The sequence below is a fragment of the Legionella pelazae genome (assembly GCF_052527395.1).
Genome location: NZ_JBNVZS010000020.1, coordinates 1 through 22,670, shown reverse-complemented (window position 1 = coordinate 22,670; position 22,670 = coordinate 1). Strand labels below are relative to the sequence as shown.

Below are 22,670 nucleotides of genomic sequence, written 5' to 3'. Positions count from 1 at the left end.
GCTAGCCTCTATTTAAACTCAGGTTTTGGCGCTGTAGAGAACTTCGGCATATTGCCTAGACGAAGTTGTTTTTCCATTTCTTGCTCACGTCGTTCATTATCAAATTCCCGACGAGCTGCTGTATTAAGAGGAGGTTCTGGATTTAAGTTAGGATCTACACCATCAAACCGCTGAGCATCTAACCATGGATGCTGCTTAATTGAGTTTTGTAGCTCACCTTCAGGTGCTGGTTTATCTTCTTCTGGCCTATGCTCTCTGGCATGAACTTTAGCTAAATAACGGTGTCCATCCTGCTCAAGTAAGCGTCTTTTCCGAGCCATGTCTGGTGTATCATCGCTAAGAATAGATTTTCTCTTACCTATTTGTCCTTCAGAAAAACGGCCAGATACCTCAAGCCGTCCAGCATCAGGTACCCTTATGCGTTTAAAATTTTGTTTGCGTTTAACCATAGACGATTCTTTAACAAGCGCAGAAATCTTTTCCCTTCCTAAAGATAAACCTTTGGAAAGCTTATTTAATATACCAGCTTGACTAAATCCTGGTTTATTTTCAATCTTATTGCTTTTCTTTGAACTAATCAACTTCCTCTTTCGCTTCAAGCTTAAAGAAGCAATTTTTTCATCTGTTTCATTCATACTCACATTATACTTTATAAATACTCAGATTGCAGAATTTCTGCAATTTGCACAGCATTTGTTGCCGCGCCCTTGCGGATATTATCAGCGACTATCCACATATTAAGGCCACACGGGAAAGAAATATCCTCTCGAATGCGGCCAACAAAAACCTCATCATGTCCAATTGCATGGGTAATGACTGTTGGATATTCTAGGCTTGCTAGATCATCTACAACTTTAATCCCTGGTGCATTACGCAGAATATTACGAGCATCACTGGCACTTAATGGTGCTTTTAATTCTAAATGCACAGCCTCTGAATGCCCATATAATACTGGAACCCTAACTGTCGTTGGGTTTATTCTAATTGTATCATCTTCCATAATTTTCTTTGTTTCCCACACCATCTTCATTTCTTCTTTGCTATAGCCATTTTCTAAGAATTCATCGATATGGGGGAGTGCATTAAAAGCAATTTGCTGAGGGTATACAGAAGCTTTAACTGGGCGGCCATTAAGTAATTCACCCACTTGTGATATTAGTTCAGAAATTGCCTTTTTTCCAGTTCCAGAAACGGATTGATAAGTTGCAACATTAATTCGACTTATTCCAACAGCATCATGAATAGGTTTTAAAGCGACCACCATTTGAATGGTTGAGCAATTAGGGTTAGCAATAATTCCTCGCTGATAGTAATCTGCGATTCGATGAGCATTGACTTCAGGAACTATTAAAGGGATATCATGGTCATAACGGAAACAAGAAGTATTATCTATAACAACGCAGCCAGCATCAACAGCAATAGGAGCATATACTTTGGATACCGATGCACCTGCTGAAAATAGAGCGATATCAACTCGGCTAAAATCAAAATTTGCTAAGTTTAAAACATCAAATTCAGTCTCTTTAAAAGTGACTGTTTTATCAATGGAACGCTCACTAGCTAATGGATAAAGATTATTAATTGGAAAATTTCGCTCTTCCAAAACAGTTAATATACATTCGCCTACAGCGCCTGTCGCACCAACTACTGCAACGTCTAGTAATTTTGTCATATTAGCCTCTATTTTAGATTAGACTTCTTTGGAAACTCGCTGCAAGGAGCTAAGTTGCAGGTTGCGCCAGCGCACAGAACCGGAGTGTACATAGATAGAGTACATGAGGATTCGAGCACTGCCGCGGCCGGCAAATTGGCCCTTGCAGTAGCGTTTCCAATGAAGTCTATTGTATTTAACTGCCTAAAAAATATATTAATCTTCATTATTATTTTACACTTTAATTTGGTATTTAAACTGGTAAAATTTGCGCCTTATGCTGTAAATAATGATCCATGAGTACTAAAGCCATCATCGCTTCAGCAATAGGAACGGCGCGAATACCAACACAGGGGTCATGCCGACCCTTAGTAACCACTGTTACTTCTTCCCCATGCCGATTAATCGTTCTACCTGGTTTTATGATGCTTGAAGTAGGCTTTAAAGCAATACTGACTTCTAAGGTTTGCCCTGTAGAGATACCACCTAAAATACCTCCTGCATGATTACTTAAAAAACCTTCTTTACTCATTTCATCACGATGCTCGCTACCTAATTGGGTTACTGAAGCAAATCCAGTACCAATCTCTACTCCTTTTACTGCATTAATAGACATCATGGCATGAGCAAGGGTAGCGTCAAGCTTATCAAAAACGGGATCACCTAATCCAGCCGGCACGCCTTGTGCATTAATATTAACACGCGCACCAACAGAATCACCTTGGCGGCGTAATTGATCTATATAATTGGCTAGGTCTTGGATTTGGTGATTATTAGGGCAAAAGAAAGGATTATTAGTTATTTCTTGGGCATCTTTAAACTCTAAACAAATTGGGCCCATTTGTTTTAAATAACCCGTAATTGTTAACCCAAGTGTCTCTTTAAGATAAAGCCGAGCAATAGCGCCTGCGGCAACACGAGCAACTGTTTCTCTAGCAGAAGAACGGCCACCGCCGCGATAGTCACGATGTTTGTATTTAGCATGGTAAGTAAAGTCTGCATGACCCGGACGAAATAAATCTTTAATTTCGTCATAATCTTTAGAACGTTGATCGGTATTATAGATAATCAGTGCAATAGGCGTTCCAGTGGTTAAACCTTCAAAAGTGCCCGATAATATTTCGATTCTGTCTTCTTCACGACGTTGAGTAGTATATTTGGATTGTCCGGGCTTTCGTTTATCTAAAAAAGGCTGGATATTCTCTTCAGATAAAGCAAGTCCAGGTGGACAACCGTCTACGATACAACCCAGGGCCTTACCATGACTCTCACCAAAAGTGGTTACAGTAAATATTTTGCCAAATATATTTCCGCTCATAGTTTACCTTTCAATGCAAAATAATCTTTTAATTGCTGGGCAGTTAACAAAAATATTCCCTGGCCACCTCGCTCAAAATCAAGCCATGTAAATGATAAATCTGGATAAGTACTAATCAGCTCTTCTTCACTGTTACCAACTTCAACGATTAAAACACCCTCTTTAGTTAGATGATTATGTGCCTGGGCTAAGATTTGATTCACGATAGCTAACCCATTTTGCTCTGTACGTAAAGCCATATCAGGTTCATGCAAATACTCTCGAGGTAATATAAGCATTTCTGCGTCCCCTACATAAGGTGGATTAGAGACAATAATGTCATAACGTTTTTCCCCCACATTCTGCCAGCAATCTGACTTTATTAAATTTACGACGTCTTCCAATTGATGACGCTGACAATTAATTCTTGCCACCTCTAACGCCTCATGTGATAGATCAGTAGCATCAACTAGGGCTTGTGGGAAGGCATAACTACAGGCGATAGCAATACAACCACTGCCAGTGCACAAGTCTAGAATCCGTTCTACCCGATTAGGATTAATCCAGGGGGAAAATTGCCGCTCAATTAATTCCGCAATGGGTGAGCGAGGGATTAATACTCTTTCATCCACATAAAAAGGTAGCCCGCAAAAAAACGCTTGTTTGGTGAGATAAGGGACGGGAACTCTATCTTTAATTCGCTTTTCTAGTTGATTAGCTAAAAATTGCTTTTCGGTTGGCGTTAAGCGTGTTTGTAATAAAAAATTATCAATATCAAAAGGTAATGATAAGCTCCCTAGAATTAAAGAGCGAATATCATCCCATGCATTATCAGTTCCATGCCCATAATAAAGTTCGTGATTATGGGCCTCTGTCAGGCCAAATCTTAAAAAATCTGCTATGGTCTCTAAATGCATTACTTCATTAAAAATTGTGGACATCTTTTCTTTTATTCCTTTTGGTGAGCATATTTACCTCAAATTGTAAGATATTTATAATTTTTATCACAGGTTTTTTACATAGGACTTACGAAAAAAACCAAGATTGAGGCAAAAAATATTTTTAATGAGGGAGTTTAGATAAACTAAATGACCGAATTAAAAATATTTTTTAACAAAAAGCTTGGCTTTTTTCGTAAGTCCTGTTGCGATTATTTAACTATCCTTCAAGTAAATACTTTTAAATAAGATATAATCTTTTATAGTTTAATTTTTTACAAATCTGCTCATGTCTAAAGAAATATCAGATAAAGATAAAGCTCTGTTTCGTGAGGCTGTAAAAACGGCAAAGCCTTTAAAGAAGAGCAATAGAATTGAGCCCGAATCTCAAGTTAAGAGTAATAATCAACACTTTAACTATCAAATTGCAACTCAAAAGACCATTAAAAAAATTAAACTTAAAGAGGCTCCTCTTTACTTATCTAATTATTACACTCATGAAGTTCAGGCACAAACACTTCTATCTTTTTGCCGATCTAACATGCCTGCTAAACGTTTACGAGAGTTAAAATTGGGAAAAATACCAAGACAAGCTAAATTAGATTTACATGGCTTTAAATCAGATATTGCACAACAAATTTTAGTCGAATTTATCCAACAAGCAATGGCTTTAGATCATCGCTGTTTACTTATTATTCATGGAAAAGGTAGTCCACATGGTGAGTCACCTATTCTTAAAAATTTAGTTAATCATTGGCTAAAACAGATTCCTACAGTGATGGCATTTCATAGTGCCCTACCCCAAGAAGGAGGAACAGGCGCTTTATATGTTTTATTAAAGAGAAATCGAGAGCGTTAAGTTATTTAGTATTATAAGCACTATCTTTATTAACAATACTCTAAGCCTAGTATGTTGCCTATAATTTCTTTAATCGATTTATTTAAACGATACTAACATGTTGAATTTTTATCTAAAAGCCCTCGTTTCGATTGAATTTTTAATCATAAAAGTTTACCATCTGGTCAAATTTTTGAATCTATTTAGTATGAGCAAATTACCCATTATTATAGGCATTTCTGGTCCTTCGGCTTCCGGTAAAAGCCTTCTGGCCAATACTATTGTAAATGAGCTCGGTTCCGATCAAGTTGTTGTTATCTCTGAAGATGCTTACTATAAAGACAATAGTCACTTGCCCTTAGCAGAGCGTGAAAAAATTAATTATGATCATCCTAATGCTTTTGATCACGCTCTGCTTTGTGAACATCTTAGACGATTACAAAAAGGTGAAGCAGTAGACATACCTATTTATTCTCATTCTAAGCATATTCGTCTACCTGAAACTCGTAGTATCGGTCGGCATGCCATCATCGTTTTAGAAGGAATTTTGTTATTTAGTGATAAAGATCTACGGGAAACAATGGATATACGGATCTTTATGTCTACTCCTCTAGATATTTGTTTAACGCGTCGATTAAAACGTGATGTAGTTGAGAGACATCGGTCATTTGAATCGGTTGTTCATCAATACGAAACCACTGTTCGGCCTATGTATCTGCAGTTTATTGAACCGTCAAGCCGCTATGCAGATATTATTGTACCTCGCGGTGGCGAAAATCGCATTGCAATTGATATGATTCAAGCAAAAATGCGTGAGTTACTTGCAGCCCATCAAGCTGATTAAATTAATATAAGAGAGTTCTTGTTAAACTGTTAATAAAAGCCAAAATCCGTTAAAAGGAATTTAAAATACGACATGTCTAAGGTATATTGCACATTTTGATGATTTGGTTTGATTAAGATCAACACCAATGACAGTTTAAAAGAACTCTAATAAACGCCAAGGAGATTATTCTATGGGTTTTTTAAGTGGAAAGAGAGCGCTCATTATTGGGTTAGCGAGTAACCGCTCTATTGCATATGGGATCGCTAAAGCCTTTCACGCCCAAGGGGCTGAACTTGCCTTTACTTATCAAAACGAAAAACTACGTACTCGTGTTGAAAATATGGCTGCAGAGTTTAATTCAAGCCTAACGTTTCCCTGTGATGTTGCACATGACCAAGAAATTGCCGCTTTAATGGAGCAACTAAAAAATCAGTGGCCGCAACTTGATATTTTAGTCCATTCTGTGGCTTTTGCTCCAGCTGATCAAATTAGCGGTGATTTTATTGAATGCGTAAACCGCGAAGGTTTTCACATTGCGCATGATATTAGTGCTTATAGTTTAGTTGGCTTAGCTAAAGCGGCCTTACCCCTAATGCAAGACACCAACGGCTCAATCTTAACTTTAAGCTATTATGGTGCTGAAAAAGCAGTTCCTAATTACAATGTTATGGGGATTGCCAAAGCAAGTCTTGAAGCTTCAGTGCGTTATCTCGCAGCAAGCTTAGGACCTAGAGGCCTTCGTGTAAATGCTATCTCCGCCGGTCCAATTAAAACGCTAGCAGCTGCAGGCATTAAAGATTTTCGTAAAATGCAAAGTGCTTATGCTGAAACGACGCCTTTAAAGCGTAATGTTACTGCTGATGAAGTCGGTAATACTGCAGCCTTTTTATGTTCTGATTTAGCCTCAGGAATTACAGCCGAAGTTGTTCATGTTGACGCAGGTTACCATGCTGTTGCTATGTCTAATTTAGAGTAATTATTCCTAATTAAAATTTACTACACTCTAGTTACTCTTAGCTTTAAACTGATAGAGAAATCATCTCAATTAAAGCCAAGAATTATTAAGTCAAATAACTTTGCATTAACCTAAATAAAGTGTAGTTAGGCCTTTGAAACAAAGGCCTAAGCATTAATGATTAAAACTATATTGACTATATTCCTCACCATTTAGCAAAGGGTATAACCCTGTACTTGTATCTGAAGGAGTACTATTATTATCTAGAGGAGGAGCAGACGGCTCTATGTTTGAACTTTTTTGATATGTGTCACTATATTCATTTTGATAAGTAACAGGAGTAACCGTTTGTTTTTGTGTAAAGAAGCCGCCTGCCTGCTTTGTTGGAGGGTTAGCTGCGTAAACAGGAGCATTATCTCTCTGCCCATCATTATAGGTGTTGTTTAATGGGGCATATGAGTTAGGCGTATGGAAATTAAATTCCATATTTCCTACTTTTACTGAAGCTAATTCGCCTCGCTTAATCTGACGTATTGAATTAAGATATTTTTGTTTCTCCTCGCCTTTATCGGTAAATAGACGATTGAGCAATGAAGGTACGCCCTTTTCACCTATTTCTCTGCGTAAAGCAACCATGGCTATCTTAATAGTATAAATATCATATCCCTTTTTAATTAAATCAGCTTCTTCATTCTCAGAAAGAGCGTAGCGATAAGGATCCCGCGGATCTAATGCATCTTTATTTTGATGCTGAATAGCTTTATTTTGAATCCAATTGGTTAGACCGCAAGAGATAGCCGCACTGATAATGGTTATACAGACTATACCTATAATGGCAAGGCCTACTGGGTTGCTGACTCCTGCCGCTAAGCCCAGCATGATAAGTGGCATAGAGGCAATAAAAGTTCCAAAAAGCGCACCAGCAGCTGCACCACCTACTATAGAAGCCAACGAAATCGCTGCTTTTAATTGGCCTTCATTAAAAATAAAACGTTCAACATCATCTAAAAATTTCTTTAAAATATAATACAAAGCTATTAACGAAGCTGCGACAGCAAAGGTCATAACCGCAAGCATTATTAAACCAGCTATTAATTCACCCTTATTTTTTTCATCTTTGTGGCGATGAGAGTGCCTGTTGTTGTAGTGGACATGAGGACGATTAAAAGAATTTAAGAAGGAATCAAGCAATAACCAGTCCAATAAAGTATTATGAGCACAGTAGTGTTTTGAATTTTCAATTACCACCACTGGCGGCTTTTGCACGTTAAAATTCTTCCAAAATTGCTTTTGTTGTGTCTCACTTGGATATTGATTCCTGAAACTAGGCGTACTATTGATAAAGGCATAGTAAACAGCCCAAACACGTTGTTTTTCGGCTTCAGGCAGGCCACATAAAGAACTAGTAGGATCATTTAATGAGTAAAATAATTTAGCAGAAATAAATTCATGAATTGCTTGAGATGTGTAACCACTATTTAGATAGGAGGTATAATCTTCATACATCCCTAAATAAATTTGTCCTAACTGGTTATCAGTAAATCTTTTTGTCATTCTTTGCTCCTTCGCTATATTTCAGTCAGTAAGCAATAAAATTTGAACACCCTTTATACCAGCGCATCATCCACGCGTCAACGCAAGTAACAATAATATGCTGCATAATTTGCATTAATGATTAATTTTTAATCTGATAATTAAGTCCTGAAGATGCTTAGGTCAGAATCTAGTAGCGAAAAGTTATTGGATAACTTAATGGTAGTAATCTTAATCTGGATACTGCCGCTTACTTGCGATATCCAGATTGAAGATAAAAAAGTTAATAACTTCAAATTTTAATTGGATGCGGAAAATTAGTGGCTTTTCTCGATTTTAGCTCGTTTTACTAGATTATTGATGTATAAATCGTATTCCATTAAGCCATAACTTGCCTCAATTTGCTGAGCTAAACTTGAGCGCTGTTCTTTATCAAGCGAGCTATATTGACCGTCATTAATTTTCTTTAATCTGACAATAACATAATCACCATTGATTAAACGTCGACCCTCTTTGCTATCTGGCTTAGGAAGACTAAAAGCTAAATCATTAATCATAGTATCTGCTTTGTCGGTATCACGAGTCGCTTGAGCAACTTCATGCCATACAAATTGCTTAGCTTCAAGCGGTTGTGAGTTAAGATTGTTACTCTTGTTCTCTACGAGTAAGCTAGAACCTAATTCTTGCGCTTTTTTCTCTGCTCTTTGTAACGCAAGTTTATTGATGATAGCTTCTTTCACTTCAGCAAGTGATTTCTTAGTAGATGGAATATGCCTATCTACGCGTAACACAACCACACTATCATTATCTAATTGAATTGGCTCACTATTATTACCTAAAACCAAAACATCATGGCTGAAAGCAGCGTTAATAATATTTTTATTTTTGGTTAGCTCAGTCTGCCCACCCTCACGAGAGAAAGGCTCTGTCTTCTCTATAGGTAATTTAAGCTCTTCAGCAACCGAGGTTAAAGAATCTGGCGTTTGATAGCTTAAGTCGGTAAGCTGTTCCATAAGCTGAGCAAATTTTGTTTGTGCCATCTCAGTTTTAAGTTGCTCAGCAATCTCATTTCTAACACTAGCTAGAGGCTTAAGTTTAGCTGGTTTATAAGCAACTAACTTAAAAATCTCATAGCCATGCGATGTTTTAAAAGGCTCAGATATCTGACCTGGCTGCGTTAAATTAGACAAAACTTTATCAAACTCGGTCTGCCCTGCAGTTATCCAAGGTAATTCACCATTATTCATTGCAGATAACTTATCAGATGAGATTGTCTTAACCCACTGCGAAAACTGAGTAGGATTATTTTGTAATGCTTGATAAGCATCTTGAGCTTTTTGTTTAACTTCTGCCTGAGCTTCGTCATCAGCATCTTTAGGAAAAGCAAAAAGAATATGGGCCACTCGCCACTGAGCGGGATTTAAGAAATTGTTTTGATTCTCATCATAGTAACGCTTAATATCTTCATCACTTACTGCAATGCCTTCACGTAATTTCTGAACTGACAAGCGTATATAATCAACAGTAACTTTTTCAGGTGCTATAAATTGCTGTGGATGCTTTTCATAGTAACTAACAATTTGTTCGTCAGTGATATCCTTTTTATCAATAAATGATGAAGCAGGAATTTGGAGATAATCATAATCTCTCGTTTGCATATACAATTTAACAAAGCGCTTAATTTCTGATGGAATTGCAAAAGCGCTACCAATAAATGCAAAGCGCTGTTGATTTAATAGCATACCTTGTCTAACCTCTTTTTGAAAAGATTCAGGGGTAAACATAGCGCCACTTAAAGCTTGCTGATAACGCTCTGCGGAAAAGTGCCCGTCTTGCTGGAATTGCGGTATGCTAACAATGGCAGAATTGGCCTGAGCAAGACTAACTTCAAAGCCATTTGCTCTTGCAGCTTGTACGCTGACTTCATTGACAATCATGTCATCTAAGACCTGTTTTTTTAGAGCTGCTTCGCTAGCTGCGGTTATTTGAGCGGGATCACGTTGCTGGCGTGCTCTGCGGTAATTTATTTCAAAAGCTTGTTTACTGATAGGCTCACCATTTACAGTCACTTGTGCATCAGAGGCATGGCGCGACTGCATATAATAATCGAGTCCAAAAAAAGTGAAGGTTACTGCTATCAGAATAATAACTACCCAAGCTATAACACCTTGTATGCGTTCATTTAGCTTCTGCAACATATTCTAAAGTTCCATAATTGATACAAACATTAGGTGTCTGCCTTTGTGCTCACCCTTAATTATTAAAATAATTCATTAGACAATCTATTATCTTGATGAATTCCTTTTCTACATTATTAGTACTTGTAATTGGGTTAAAATACAATGTTAAAACTCAAAAATAATAGTAAATTATTAAGAAAATTAAAGTAAGCGTAGCAGGTAAAAAAAACGCGCCCTTGGGCGCGTTTATTTGGCGGAGTGGACGGGGCTCGAACCCGCGACCCCCGGCGTGACAGGCCGGTATTCTAACCAACTGAACTACCACTCCAATTCTTGGTGGGTGCTGTAGGGATCGAACCTACGACCCTCGCCTTGTAAGGGCGATGCTCTCCCAGCTGAGCTAAGCACCCGGTAAATCACGCTTCCTGTACAGCTTCTTTGAGAGATTTACCAGCTTTAAACCTGGCTACTCGAGATGCTTTAATCTTAATCTTCTCACCCGTCTGTGGGTTTCTACCTTCTCTTTCGGAACGATTACCAGTTGAGAAAGAGCCAAATCCTGGTAAGACAACTTGGTCACCGCTCTTTAGAGCATCAGTAACAGTTTCCATAAACATTTCAAGAACTCGACTTGTATCAGCTTTTGTTAAGCCTGTACCGCTTGCAATTGCATCTACCAATTCACTCTTATTCATCGTTTCCCCTATCCAGTTATTCATCCTTTTCTTGAAGGATTGATTTAATCAAAATCGCCACCTTCAGTCAAGCAGTCACATCCTTGGAACTCCGCTAATATACTAGTTATATTAGTGGCAACGGTGTGAAATATACCCGGTATTAATGAGCCTGTAAATCATTATTTTCACTTTTTTCGCGAGTTTTTACTTCTGTTGTGCTATTTTCAGCCAAATTATCTTCTCTTTCGAAAGGATTCTCTTTTAAAGCGATTTTCAAGACCTCATCAATTGTTTTTACCGGATGTACTTTCAGTTTTCGAAGAACATTATCCGGAATCTCATCTAGATCTTTTTTATTCTCTTCCGGGATAATGACATGCTTGATACCGCCGCGATGCGCAGCCAGTAATTTTTCCTTTAATCCGCCAATAGGTAATACCTGACCACGCAAGGTAATCTCACCTGTCATCGCAACTTCTGCGCGTACAGGAATTTGCGTAAGTACAGAGACCAAGGCTGTACACATACCTATACCAGCACTAGGTCCATCTTTGGGAGTAGCGCCTTCTGGAACATGGATATGAAAATCCTTTTTATCATAAAAATCATCAGGTATATGCAGTGATTTTGAACGACTACGTACAACCGTCATAGCTGCTTGTATAGACTCTTGCATGACTTCGCCTAATTGACCCGTATGGGTTACTTTACCCTTACCTGACATCATTGAGGCTTCGATAATTAACAATTCACCGCCAACGCTCGTCCACGCTAGACCTGTTACCTGGCCAACTTGATCAAACTGCTCAGCAAGGCCATAGCGGAATTTTTTTACACCAAGATATTTTTCTATATTGCTACGTGAAATAACAACTTTTTTAGTGCGTTTATTGGTTAAAATTTCTTTAACCACTTTACGGCAAATACTTGCAATTTCGCGCTCTAAGTTTCGAACACCTGCTTCCCGAGTATAATGACGAATAATCTCATGAATTGCTCCTTCACTAATCGTGATTTCATCATTTTTAAGGCCATTTAGCATGATTTGCTTGGGTACAAGGTAAGTTATGGCAATATTAACTTTTTCATCCTCGGTATAGCCCGGCAGCCGGATCACTTCCATTCTATCTAATAACGGTGCTGGGATTTCTAAGGAGTTAGCAGTAGCAATAAACATGACATCACTTAGATCGTAATCTACTTCTAAATAATGATCGCTAAATGTATGATTTTGCTCCGGATCAAGAACTTCTAACAAAGCAGAAGCTGGATCGCCTCTAAAGTCCATTGCCATCTTGTCTACTTCGTCAAGCATAATTAAAGGATTTTTTACCCCAGCTTTACAAAGTTTTTGAATGATTTTTCCAGGCATTGAGCCAATATAAGTACGACGGTGACCGCGTATTTCAGCTTCATCACGCACACCTCCTAGAGCAATACGAATAAACGTTCTACCTGTTGCATTGGCAATAGATTGACCTAATGATGTCTTACCCACGCCTGGCGGGCCAACTAGACATAAAATAGGCCCTTTAATACGTTTAACTCGCTGTTGAACGGCTAGGTATTCCGTAATCCGCTCTTTAACTTTTTCAAGGCCATAATGCTCTTTATCAAGCAATTTCTCTGCTTTCTCTAAGTCAAATTGAATTTTATTTTTTTTCTTCCAAGGAACGCACAGCATCCAATCTAGATAATTACGGATAACAGTTGCTTCCGCAGACATTGGCGACATCATTTTTAATTTTTGCAATTCTGATAATGCTTTTTCCTTGGCTTCTTTAGGCATGCCCGCTTTATTAATTGCATTTTCCATCTGCTCAACTTCATTGCCTTCTTCGCCACCAAGTTCGCCTAATTCTTTTTGGATAGCTTTCATTTGTTCATTAAGATAGTATTCACGTTGGCTTTTTTCCATTTGTCTTTTAACACGGCCACGTACGCGCTTTTCGACATGCAATAAATCAATTTCGCCTTCAAGGGCAGCCATTAAACGCTCAAGCCGTGAGCCTACATCTTGAATTTCTAAGACTTCTTGTTTATCTTCCACTTTCAAACTTAAATGCGCAGCAATGTTATCTGCTAGTCGCCCTGGCTCTTCAATGCTGGCAAGTGATCCTAATACTTCAGGCGGTATTTTTTTATTTAATTTAATATACTGCTCAAACTGAGACATTAAAGAGCGCATTATTATTTCAATTTCTTGCTGAGTTAACGCTGTATTAACATCTTCAACAGGCTCTAAGTAAGCTTCAAGGTAGCCTTTTTCTTGTGAATATTGCGTAGCATAAGCTCGCCTTTCACCCTCTACTAAAACTTTAACCGTTCCATCAGGCAGTTTTAATAACTGCAAAACACTGGAAACAGTACCGACTGTATAAACATCATTAGCTGATGGGTCATCATTCGATGACTTGCGCTGAGCAACTAAAAAGATTTGCTTGTTTTCCACCATAGAAGCCTCTAAGGCCTTAATAGATTTTTCACGGCCAACAAAAAGAGGGATAACCATATGCGGATAAACAACAACATCTCTTAAAGGTAAAACCGGTAAAGGTGATTGCACACCTTCATTTGTTATTAATTCATTTTTGCTAGACATAATAAGTCCTTAATCACACAAGATAATCCCACTAGGCATTCTTAGCTCGGGATGATCTATTTTTAAATAGCACTCTCCACTAAGCCTCACACTATATTATAAATTCACTTTGCTTCAGTCATGTTTTAATTATACCTCTTAGGGCTCATTCTCTTGTACCTATCTAAAGCTTAGTAGGTAGTGCCATATCACCACAAAGCAGGACGTGTTTAAATATCAGATGCCCACCTAGAATACCGACATTTCTAATTACAGCTTAAAATTGGATTAATTTGGAAAACCTGAATGGTAAGTAGCTGAAGCAATTTAAAAATTGCTTCAAAATATTAGGTGCTATTCACCACCAGCAGCAGATTGCTTTGGTTCATCACCATCAAAAATCAACAAAGGCTTTCCAGAATTAGTAATTACATTTTCATCGATTACCACTTTCTTAATACCTTCTAAAGAGGGCAAATCATACATGGTGTCTAAAAGAATATTTTCAAGTATTGCACGTAATCCACGTGCGCCCATCTTTCTTGCCAGTGCTTTTTGGGCAATTTGTCGCAAAGCTTCTTCACGAAATTCAAGGTCAACACCTTCCATTTTAAACAAGGCATGAAATTGCTTGGTTAGTGCATTTTTTGGCCTAGTCAAAATATCAATTAAAGCTTCTTCATCAAGTTCTTTTAAAGTTGTGACAACCGGTAAACGTCCAACGAATTCAGGAATTAAGCCATATTTAACTAGATCATCTGACTCTAACATCTCTAAGACTTTTTCATTTTCTTTTGTGTCTTTTTGATTTTTAAGTTGGGCTGCAAAACCAATACCTGATTTGTCACTGCGCTCCCGAATGACTTTCTCAAGTCCCGCAAAAGCGCCACCACAAATAAATAATATATTTGAGGTATCAACTTGAAGAAACTCTTGTTGAGGATGCTTTCTACCACCTTGAGGTGGAACAGATGCAATTGTGCCTTCTATTAATTTTAATAAAGCTTGCTGGACACCTTCCCCTGAAACATCACGCGTAATTGACGGATTGTCCGATTTACGAGAAATTTTATCTATTTCGTCAATATAAACAATACCTTGTTGTGCTCTATCAACATCATAATCGCATTTCTGTAATAATTTTTGAATAATATTTTCTACGTCTTCACCGACGTAACCTGCTTCCGTTAAAGTTGTTGCATCTGCCATGGTAAAAGGAACATTTAATAAACGTGCTAATGTTTGTGCGAGTAATGTTTTACCACTTCCTGTTGGCCCAATAAGTAAAATATTACTTTTTCCTAATTCAACACCGTCTTCTGTTTTGTGTTGTAGACGTTTATAGTGATTATAAACTGCAACTGACAGTACTTTTTTAGCATGTGGTTGACCAATCACATACTCATCGAGAAAACTTGCTATTTCTCGAGGTGTAGGCAAACGAGTTTGAGTATTTTCTGTTGTCTCTTGGTTTTCTTCGCGAATAATGTCATTACAAAGCTCAACGCATTCGTCACAAACGAATACAGAAGGTCCAGCAATGAGTTTCTTTACTTCATGCTGACTTTTACCACAGAACGAACAATACAAGACTTTGTCGCCATCGCCTCTGCCTGTTTTACTCATTTATTAACCCCTTTCTTACTGCCAACCTAAGCAAGCACTGTAAAATAAATTTTAATCTCTCTTGCTAAGTATAACTTTTAAATAAGTAGCACTTTTAATACTTGATATCCTACTTAATATACATTCATTTAAGTATAGTAAAAATCGATTTTAATTAGTTAAGTAATTGTCTTCTCTTTTAGCTTCCTTCATTCATTTATTAGTTTGATTTTTAATTGTTAATTTTTAATACAGCCGCTCTCGATCTAGCATAACATTAATTTTAATGCGTTGCTTATAAGCTAAACTACAAAAATGACTTATTGCAATTAAATCTTAAAATGTAAGTTTTTGAATTGTACTGTTAAACCTTATTGATAATAGTTTACTTCAATTATGGCCTAACTAATAGGCTGGTATATTTGTAAGTAATCAGCCCCTACCACCGGACGGCTGCATCTTGCACGAAAATAAGGCTTTAAAATGCTCACATAGATAGCTATGCTGCGCTTTTTCACCCTTATTTTCGTGCAACCTGCACTCAAATCCAACCCTTCACCAAGATAGGGATATACTACTCTGATCTATTATATAAATTTAGACAAATAAATTAAGCCAGAAATCATTATAAACTTCTTTTAAACCTAAGTCTTTTACTTTTAAAATTCGAAGCGTTAAGGTTTAGTAAAAAGCCTAATTTGTTCTGGCAGTTAATATTATCTTAGCATTATAGCAATAATTAGACCACTTAGCCTAAATTTTCGCGATCATAAAGAACTTTATCAATTAAGCCGTACTCTTCTGCTTGAGTCGCATTCATAAAGTTATCTCGTTCAGTATCACGCATAATTTGATCAGGTGTCTTTCTACAATGTTTAGCCATAATACTATTTAACCGCTCTCTTATTGCTAAAGTCTCGCGAGCATGGATTTCAATATCCGTTGCCTGACCCCGATAGCCGCCTAAAGGTTGATGAATCATAACGCGCGAATTAGGCAGGCAAAAACGCTTACCATCGGCGCCTGCACAAAGTAGCAATGCGGCAGCACTTGCTGCTTGCCCTATACATAAAGTACTTACATCAGGCTTAATAAATTGCATCGTATCATAAATAGCCAGTCCTGCTGTAACCACCCCACCCGGTGAATTAATATATAAGAATATATCTTTCTCTGGGTTTTCAGATTCTAAGAACAATAATTGAGCGACAACTAAGTTCGCCATATGATCTTCTACTTCGCCTAAGAGAAAAATAATTCTTTCTTTTAAAAGACGGGAATAAATATCATAGGAACGTTCACCGCGCGAAGTTTGCTCAATAACCATTGGTACAAGGCCACTGGCGTTTTTAATAGGCATATTAAAATGATCCATACTTATTCACCCTCAGTCTCTTCTTGTTTAACAGGCTCTTCTTGCTTAGCTTTAGGGTTCATTATTTCATCATAACTTTGCTCTTTTTCCACAACTTTAGCGTGCTCACTAATCTTCTCAGCAACCATTTCTTCCGTAACTAACGCTTCAATTTCAGCTAAATTCTCTTTTTTACTGTAATACCAGCTGCGTAATTCTTCAGGCTTTTCATAAGCTTTTGCTAATTTATCAATCATAGCATCAACACGCTCTTTACTTGCCGTTAATTTATGCTGCTTAATGTATTCAGATAATAACAGACCAAGATGAACCCGACGATTGGCTTGTTTTTCGAAAAGGTTTCTTGGGAAATCAGGAATCTTTTCGTCATCTGAATGTTCATGACCAAAGACGCGATGGTACATATCATGCTTTAAGTGCTCAATTTCTTGATCAATTAAAGCTTTTGGTAAATCAAATTGATTAGCTTCTAATAACTTATCAAAAATACGCTCGCGATTCATCGCGCTGACACGTCGCTCAAGTTCTCGAGTCATATTTTCTTTAATGTCCTTTTTGAGCGCCTCAAGACCACCTTCTTTAATGTTGAACTTTTCAGCAAATTCATCGTTTAATTCAGGTAATTTTCCTTCCATGACACTTTTAATGGTAATTTTAAATGTAGCCTCTTTACCAGCTAAGTCTTGGTGGCCATAGCTCTCAGGAAAGTTGACTTTAATTTCGAAAGGCTCATTAGGCTTACCACCAACAATTTGCTCTTCAAAGCCTGGTATCATTGAATTAGAGCCAAGTACTAATTCATAGTATTGGGCACTACCGCCTTCAAACGGCTTACCATCTAAGAAACCTTCGAAATCAATAATAACTTTGTCACCTTGCTTAGCAGCTCTTGAAACTTCTTGCCACTCTTTATTTTGTTCACGTAGCTTTTCTAGCATTTCTTGAACGTCTGCATCTTTAACTTCTGCACGAACTAATTCAATTTCAGGTTTATCTAATTCTTTAATTTCAATGACAGGAAGGACTTCAAAAGTCGCGCTGTACCGAAAATCTTTGCCTGATTCTAATTGCTCAGGCTCTACAGAAGGTGCCCCAGCAGGTACTAATTCTTTATCTTTAAGTGCTTCATATAATGTTGATTGGACCATTTCTCTGGCAACTTCTTCGCGGACACTGTCAGAATAGCGACTTTGTACAATATTCATTGGAACTTTACCAGGCCGAAAGCCAGCTATTTTAACTTTGCGGGCTAATGAGCGAAGGCGAAGCTTAACTTCCTCTTCAACTTTCTCGGTAGGTACCGAAACTGTTACCTTACGTTCCAAACCTTTCAAGGTCTCAACAGAAACTTGCATCTAGTCACCTCTTGGAAATTGTCATGAATGGTGCGAAAGGAGAGACTCGAACTCTCACGGGTTACCCCACTGGAACCTAAATCCAGCGCGTCTACCAGTTCCGCCACTTTCGCAAGCAGGGTGGAATTATCAAACAGTATAGTAGCTTTGTAAAGACTTAAGCAAAATGCAAAGCATCGATTGATAATTTGCAACATGGGGTGAACGATGGGACTCGAACCCACGACAACCGGGATCACAACCCGGGGCTCTACCAACTGAGCTACGCTCACCATAACTATTAACTTAATAATTTAGTATAAGAATACTGCACAAAGGCTGGCACGCCCGGCAGGACTCGAACCTGCTACCCTCGGCTTAGAAGGCCGATGCTCTATCCAAATGAGCTACGGGCGCAAATATTGGTCGGGGTGGAGGGATTCGAACCCCCGACATCCTGGTCCCAAACCAGGCGCGCTACCAGACTGCGCTACACCCCGACGACCCGTCCTAGGACAGAGCGCAAATAATACTCGGTGCGCTCAAGCAGGTCAATAACTTCTGAAAATTAATTTTTTATAAGTAGTTTAGAGTATAGATAAAATTTTGTTGAGGGATAAATATAATTTAGAAAACTATCTATAGCATGCATTCCTTAAAAGAGAAATATCTTTTCCGCGTAGGTGAGAACCCACCCTGCAAAGTGCTACAGAGCTAACTATAGAGATGGATTTCCGCCTGCGCGGAAATGACAGAAAATAAGCATGTCTTTCACAAAGAGGTAGGAGCTTTCTTACAAAATACCTCAGAGCTTATTACAGGTGTCGATCCTATCTTCAGAATAACAGAAAATAATGTCTTTCCCGCGTAGGCGGGAATCCATCCTGCAAAGCGCTTAAGAGCCAGCTATAGAAATGAATTTTATCCTGCGAAAATAACAAATTTAGTGTCGCAATTAACCTAAATTGGTATATCTTGCCTAATATCAACCCGATCTCTCCTAGCGTCAAAAAACCTTTTCGTTTACAGTATCAATGAATTAAAATTGGTACTTAAAATAAATAGTAAATAAAAAATGAAAAATCAGCTGCTACCTTTATTTGATAATCTAAATAACTTACATAAGAATCAACAGAATGCAATTTTGCCGGATAATAAATTTAAGGATGATTTTTTACGTACCTTGGATTTTTTAAAAAGTTATTCAGGTAGCTTAGGTACTTTTAATAGCTATCGGCGTGAAGTAGAAAGGCTTTTGCAGTGGTGCTGGCTTATTAAAAAAACGACTTTAAGTGAATTAAGACGTGATGATATTGAGCAATTTATTCGTTTTTGTCAAAACCCACCTGAACATTGGATTAGTCTAAAGAAAGTACCGCGTTATATTGAAAAAGAAGGCATACGAATTCCTAATGAGCATTGGCGCCCCTTTGTGGTAACGATTAGTAAATCATCACGCAAGCAGGGTAATACGCCAACCCTTGAGCAATTTAATCTATCGCAAGGGGCAATTCAGGAAATTTTTGCAATTCTAAGCACCTATTTTAATTTTTTAATTGCTGAAGAATATCTCTTTACCAATCCAGTTGCCTTAATTCGCCAAAAAAGTAAATTTATTCGCAAACGCCAGCTTAGTCCGCCGGTTCGCCGCTTAAGCCTTTTGCAGTGGGAAGCGGTTTTACAGGCTGCTGAAACGTTAGCCGAGCATGATCCTATGATGCATGAACGTACGCGTTTTATTTTAAGTATGTTGTTTGGCATGTATTTGCGTATTTCTGAGTTAGTTGCTCATGAGCGTTGGACACCTACCATGAACAATTTTTCTAAAGACAGTAGTGGTGCTTGGTGGTTTACAACGGTTGGTAAAGGTAATAAAGAGCGCCAAGTTGCAGTCAGTGATGATATGCTGACAAGCTTAACGCGCTGGCGTTTATTTTTAGGGTTAACGCCTCTTCCTTCCCCCGGCGATACCTCCCTTCTTTTACCTAAATTGCGTGGCTCAGGACCTATGAGTGATACAGCACCTATTAGACGACTTGTACAACGTTGTTTTGATTTAGCAGCTGATACATTAAGGCAAAAAGGCCATATTGAAGAGGCAGATAACCTTAACGCTGCCACCGTTCACTGGTTAAGACACACCGGTATTTCAGAAGATGTCAAATTTCGCCCGCGTGAACATGTGCGGGATGATGCGGGCCATAGTACCAGTGCTACTACCGATCGCTATATTGATGTTGAGATGAGGGAACGTCATCAATCAGCACGTAATAAAAAAATTATTGCCAATGCAGAAACCGAACCTTAATTATGTAAGGCTTTAAACACTTGCATAAGTATACACATCAACTAATTCAATTTGTTCAGCAGCTAAGGGTTCGCCTAAAAAGATTTCTCCTACCCGTTGAAAACGGCCAACTGAATCAGTCACTAGATACTGGATTTTACCTGTATTATCCTCAGATGAATTAAAAAAAAGTTGCTCTTTTTCTAGGGCTTCATGCACCGCATTGGCCGTTGCGTCAGCCGAATCGACAATACAGACCGTCTCAGGTAACATCGTAGTCAGTAAAGGTTTAAAGACGGGAAAATGGGTACAGCCTAATAATAACGTATCTTCTTCTTGAAACTCGGAAAGATAATGACGTAATGCTTCACGCGCAACACCATTTGCAATCATGCCTTCTTCTGCTAAAGCAACTAAAACACTACAAGCGCGCGCACTAATGGTTGCATTTGGTAATTGCTCGCTGATTAAACGCTGATAAGCATTAGAAGCAATAGTCGTTTCTGTCGCAAATACCGCCACCGCCTTGTTTTTAGTTGCTGCCACTACTGCAGTAGCTCCTGGTTTAACTACGCCGATAACAGGCGTTTCAGGTAATAACTGCTGCAAATGGGGTAACGCTGCAGTCGTCGCTGTATTACAAGCAATCACCAGTGCTTTAATTTCTCGCTCAATTAATATACGTGCCATTTGCAAAGCATACTGTTGAACGGTATCAGGACTTTTCGTACCGTAAGGAAGGCGAGCTGTATCACCTAGATAAATAAATGACTCTTTAGGTAATTTTTGTTTAAGTGCTTTAAGCACTGTTAAACCGCCCATCCCTGAATCGAAAACACCTATTGGTTTATTGTTATTCATATTATCCTTAATTAAAAGCCAGACTAAGAAAGCAGTCTCAACGAGCATTGCTTTCTTTTTATATGACTTTCTAGCTTGTTTTATTTTATTTAGCTTAAATTCTTAAATCCTTAACTAAAACTTTAATGCTGCATAGGCGTTCTTCTACCCACTTGATCTAAGTTTTGTCCTTCTTCCACCTCAAGTCTATCTGCTTTAAGGTGTTGGTTTTCTTTTCTCAATTTAGCTATTTGAGCACGTCGTCTCTGAGTATTTTCAATAAAACTAGTTACCTCTTTTTTCTCATCCTTTAATGTTTGTTCATTTAACCCTGCACCTAAGGTAGCTTCAATAAATTTTTTCTCCGCCGTTTTTTGAGTTTCTAGTCGGCCCGCTTTAGGTTTTTGAAAGCCGGGTGTATATACTCTAATCTCAATATCTAAATCGCCCTTTAACGCAAGTAAAGCGGCATAAAGTCGCTTTGCTTCCTCAGGACTTCCCTTTGAAATACAAATGATATTTTTACTATTTATATTCTTTACTTGACTAATTAAATACATTTTAGCTTGTTTAAGTGCCATTTCAGCTTTTTCTCCGTCAGTCAATTTGGCTCTTTGATCAGGTTTGGTAATATCTGTTACTTTACCCGTGTGATCTTGAACTAACATACCTTGAGCAGCTTCCGTTACAGTTTGGGGAGGTTGTTGAGGTTGCTGAGCTGGCACTTGCCGAGCTTTTATAGGAAAATTTCCTATAGAATAAATTTTATCGCCATCCTCTAATTTTTGACCTTTATAAGTAGCGGGCCCTGCATTTAGCCCATGCACGCTTGGACCAGTAGCGTTGTCTACTACAGTTGATAAAGCCTCATTAGGAACAGCCCCACCTCTTGGTACTGGTTTATCAGAAAAATGTTCAAACCTTCCAGAACCTACCTGAACAACAAAATTTGCAATTACACGCTGTCTAGTAAGATCATTATATTGCCCTAAAACTAGATTTTTCATTGCTTGAATATCTAAATCGGATAAATTATTGTTATTGGTAGTTAAATCCACCTTAAACGACTGATCTCTCTTAAAAACTGCATTACAAAAGTTCTGTAGTGCAGCGCGAATAGCATTATTATCTGCATTAGTATCAAGACCAGGGTTAAGACCAGGCGGTGAAGGTGGGAAGAAAAACCTCTCCAATACGCGTTTATCTTTTACTTCAAAATTAATAGCTCGCTCAAATAGTAATTTTGTAAATTTTTGATCTATTATCTTTTGTAATTCACGAGCCTTGTCGTCAGGAAGATCATTTATAGACAAGTTTTTGCCACCAGTACCTACAAACTTATTATTACTTAAAGCAGTCCTGATTTTAGCTGGCGTATTCACCTGTCTAATTGCATTTAACGCCTTCAACAGCCGATATTCATAATGATCGACCCTGTCGATATGCTCTTTAATTTCTAGGAATTGTCCTTGTGTTTTGGCTAATGTTTTCAACTTATCTAGGTCAGCAGGCAACACATCTGTTAGCTGATTTAGTGGCGTGATCGGAGGTCTATTATTATTGGCTACTGTTTGTAGAGCTACAAGTATGGCATTATTATCATTTCTTCCTACTGCGCCCTTCAATGCATCAACATCGGCAGGACTGGCGGTTTTAACTGCTTGGCTGAGTTGGAAAAATTTCTCCCGTTGCTCAGCCACAGTTTTCAATGCTTGTCTGTCAGCAGCTATTAAGTCATTATTACCTACTGCAA

17 protein-coding genes and 6 tRNA genes are annotated in these 22,670 nt (G+C 38.1%); 4 read left to right on the top strand and 19 right to left on the bottom strand.

Annotation, left to right across the window (positions count from 1 at the left end; genetic code table 11):
• Positions 1–8 precede the first annotated feature (8 nt).
• From ACQUW5_RS14695 to prmB, 4 genes are all read right to left on the bottom strand, one after another.
• Positions 9–635 (bottom strand): hypothetical protein, encoded by a 627-nt coding sequence (locus ACQUW5_RS14695; protein ID WP_444992019.1) that lies wholly within the window; start codon positions 633–635, stop codon positions 9–11.
• 14 nt (positions 636–649) lie between these two features.
• On the bottom strand, positions 650–1,672 hold the full coding sequence (locus ACQUW5_RS14690) for an aspartate-semialdehyde dehydrogenase (protein WP_444992018.1): 1,023 nt from the start codon (positions 1,670–1,672) through the stop codon (positions 650–652).
• 232 nt (positions 1,673–1,904) lie between these two features.
• Complete coding sequence (aroC, locus tag ACQUW5_RS14685; protein WP_444992017.1) at positions 1,905–2,969, bottom strand: chorismate synthase; 1,065 nt, start codon at positions 2,967–2,969, stop codon at positions 1,905–1,907.
• Positions 2,966–3,889 (bottom strand): 50S ribosomal protein L3 N(5)-glutamine methyltransferase, encoded by a 924-nt coding sequence (prmB, locus tag ACQUW5_RS14680; protein ID WP_444992016.1) that lies wholly within the window; start codon positions 3,887–3,889, stop codon positions 2,966–2,968. Before prmB ends, aroC begins: the two co-directional genes overlap by 4 nt.
• A 286-nt stretch (positions 3,890–4,175) precedes the next feature.
• Between prmB and ACQUW5_RS14675 the strand changes: the two genes are divergently transcribed.
• The 3 genes from ACQUW5_RS14675 to ACQUW5_RS14665 all read left to right on the top strand — a co-directional run bounded on the left by ACQUW5_RS14675 (position 4,176) and on the right by ACQUW5_RS14665 (position 6,526).
• Positions 4,176–4,745: a Smr/MutS family protein gene (locus ACQUW5_RS14675; protein ID WP_444992015.1), complete on the top strand. Its 570-nt coding sequence runs from the start codon at positions 4,176–4,178 to the stop codon at positions 4,743–4,745.
• 187 nt (positions 4,746–4,932) lie between these two features.
• The gene (gene udk / locus ACQUW5_RS14670; RefSeq protein WP_444992014.1) at positions 4,933–5,568 is read left to right on the top strand and encodes a uridine kinase; all 636 of its coding nucleotides are present in this window, start codon (positions 4,933–4,935) and stop codon (positions 5,566–5,568) included.
• Positions 5,569–5,740: 172 nt separating this feature from the next.
• Positions 5,741–6,526 (top strand): enoyl-ACP reductase FabI, encoded by a 786-nt coding sequence (locus tag ACQUW5_RS14665; protein ID WP_444992013.1) that lies wholly within the window; start codon positions 5,741–5,743, stop codon positions 6,524–6,526.
• A gap of 153 nt (positions 6,527–6,679) precedes the next feature.
• On the opposite strand, the gene ACQUW5_RS14660 is transcribed toward ACQUW5_RS14665, so the two are convergent.
• The 13 genes from ACQUW5_RS14660 to ACQUW5_RS14600 all read right to left on the bottom strand — a co-directional run bounded on the left by ACQUW5_RS14660 (position 6,680) and on the right by ACQUW5_RS14600 (position 18,290).
• Positions 6,680–8,059, bottom strand: a complete 1,380-nt coding sequence (locus tag ACQUW5_RS14660; RefSeq protein ID WP_444992012.1) for a hypothetical protein — start codon at positions 8,057–8,059, stop codon at positions 6,680–6,682.
• A 296-nt stretch (positions 8,060–8,355) separates the two neighbouring features.
• Entirely contained in the window at positions 8,356–10,236 is a 1,881-nt protein-coding gene (locus ACQUW5_RS14655) for a SurA N-terminal domain-containing protein (RefSeq protein ID WP_444992011.1), read from the bottom strand.
• A gap of 233 nt (positions 10,237–10,469) precedes the next feature.
• A tRNA-Asp gene (locus tag ACQUW5_RS14650) sits at positions 10,470–10,546 on the bottom strand.
• Positions 10,547–10,552: 6 nt separating this feature from the next.
• A tRNA-Val gene (locus ACQUW5_RS14645) sits at positions 10,553–10,628 on the bottom strand.
• A 6-nt stretch (positions 10,629–10,634) separates the two neighbouring features.
• Positions 10,635–10,913 carry an HU family DNA-binding protein gene (locus ACQUW5_RS14640; RefSeq protein ID WP_115332572.1) on the bottom strand — a complete coding sequence of 93 codons (279 nt, stop codon included), beginning with the start codon at positions 10,911–10,913 and terminating at the stop codon, positions 10,635–10,637.
• 142 nt (positions 10,914–11,055) lie between these two features.
• Positions 11,056–13,497 carry an endopeptidase La gene (gene lon, locus ACQUW5_RS14635; RefSeq protein WP_444992010.1) on the bottom strand — a complete coding sequence of 814 codons (2,442 nt, stop codon included), beginning with the start codon at positions 13,495–13,497 and terminating at the stop codon, positions 11,056–11,058.
• A gap of 333 nt (positions 13,498–13,830) precedes the next feature.
• Positions 13,831–15,102 (bottom strand): ATP-dependent Clp protease ATP-binding subunit ClpX, encoded by a 1,272-nt coding sequence (gene clpX, locus ACQUW5_RS14630; RefSeq protein WP_444992009.1) that lies wholly within the window; start codon positions 15,100–15,102, stop codon positions 13,831–13,833.
• A 727-nt stretch (positions 15,103–15,829) separates the two neighbouring features.
• Complete coding sequence (clpP, locus tag ACQUW5_RS14625; protein ID WP_444992008.1) at positions 15,830–16,456, bottom strand: ATP-dependent Clp endopeptidase proteolytic subunit ClpP; 627 nt, start codon at positions 16,454–16,456, stop codon at positions 15,830–15,832.
• Positions 16,457–16,458: 2 nt separating this feature from the next.
• Complete coding sequence (tig, locus tag ACQUW5_RS14620) at positions 16,459–17,811, bottom strand: trigger factor (RefSeq protein ID WP_444992006.1); 1,353 nt, start codon at positions 17,809–17,811, stop codon at positions 16,459–16,461.
• A 28-nt stretch (positions 17,812–17,839) separates the two neighbouring features.
• A tRNA-Leu gene (locus ACQUW5_RS14615) sits at positions 17,840–17,924 on the bottom strand.
• An 83-nt stretch (positions 17,925–18,007) separates the two neighbouring features.
• Positions 18,008–18,083: transfer RNA gene (locus tag ACQUW5_RS14610), tRNA-His, on the bottom strand.
• A gap of 47 nt (positions 18,084–18,130) precedes the next feature.
• Positions 18,131–18,207, bottom strand: a tRNA-Arg gene (locus tag ACQUW5_RS14605).
• A gap of 6 nt (positions 18,208–18,213) precedes the next feature.
• Positions 18,214–18,290: transfer RNA gene (locus tag ACQUW5_RS14600), tRNA-Pro, on the bottom strand.
• A gap of 575 nt (positions 18,291–18,865) precedes the next feature.
• Here ACQUW5_RS14600 and xerL point away from each other — a divergent pair.
• Positions 18,866–20,098, top strand: coding sequence for a tyrosine recombinase/integrase XerL (gene xerL, locus ACQUW5_RS14595; protein ID WP_444992005.1), 1,233 nt, complete (start codon positions 18,866–18,868; stop codon positions 20,096–20,098).
• A gap of 12 nt (positions 20,099–20,110) precedes the next feature.
• Here the strand turns inward: xerL and murI are convergent, their stop codons facing one another.
• Both murI and ACQUW5_RS14585 read right to left on the bottom strand, forming a co-directional pair.
• Positions 20,111–20,938, bottom strand: coding sequence for a glutamate racemase (gene murI / locus ACQUW5_RS14590; RefSeq protein WP_444992004.1), 828 nt, complete (start codon positions 20,936–20,938; stop codon positions 20,111–20,113).
• Between the two features lie 122 nt (positions 20,939–21,060).
• On the bottom strand, positions 21,061–22,670 hold a 1,610-nt coding region (locus ACQUW5_RS14585), incomplete at its 5' end, for a hypothetical protein (protein WP_444992003.1).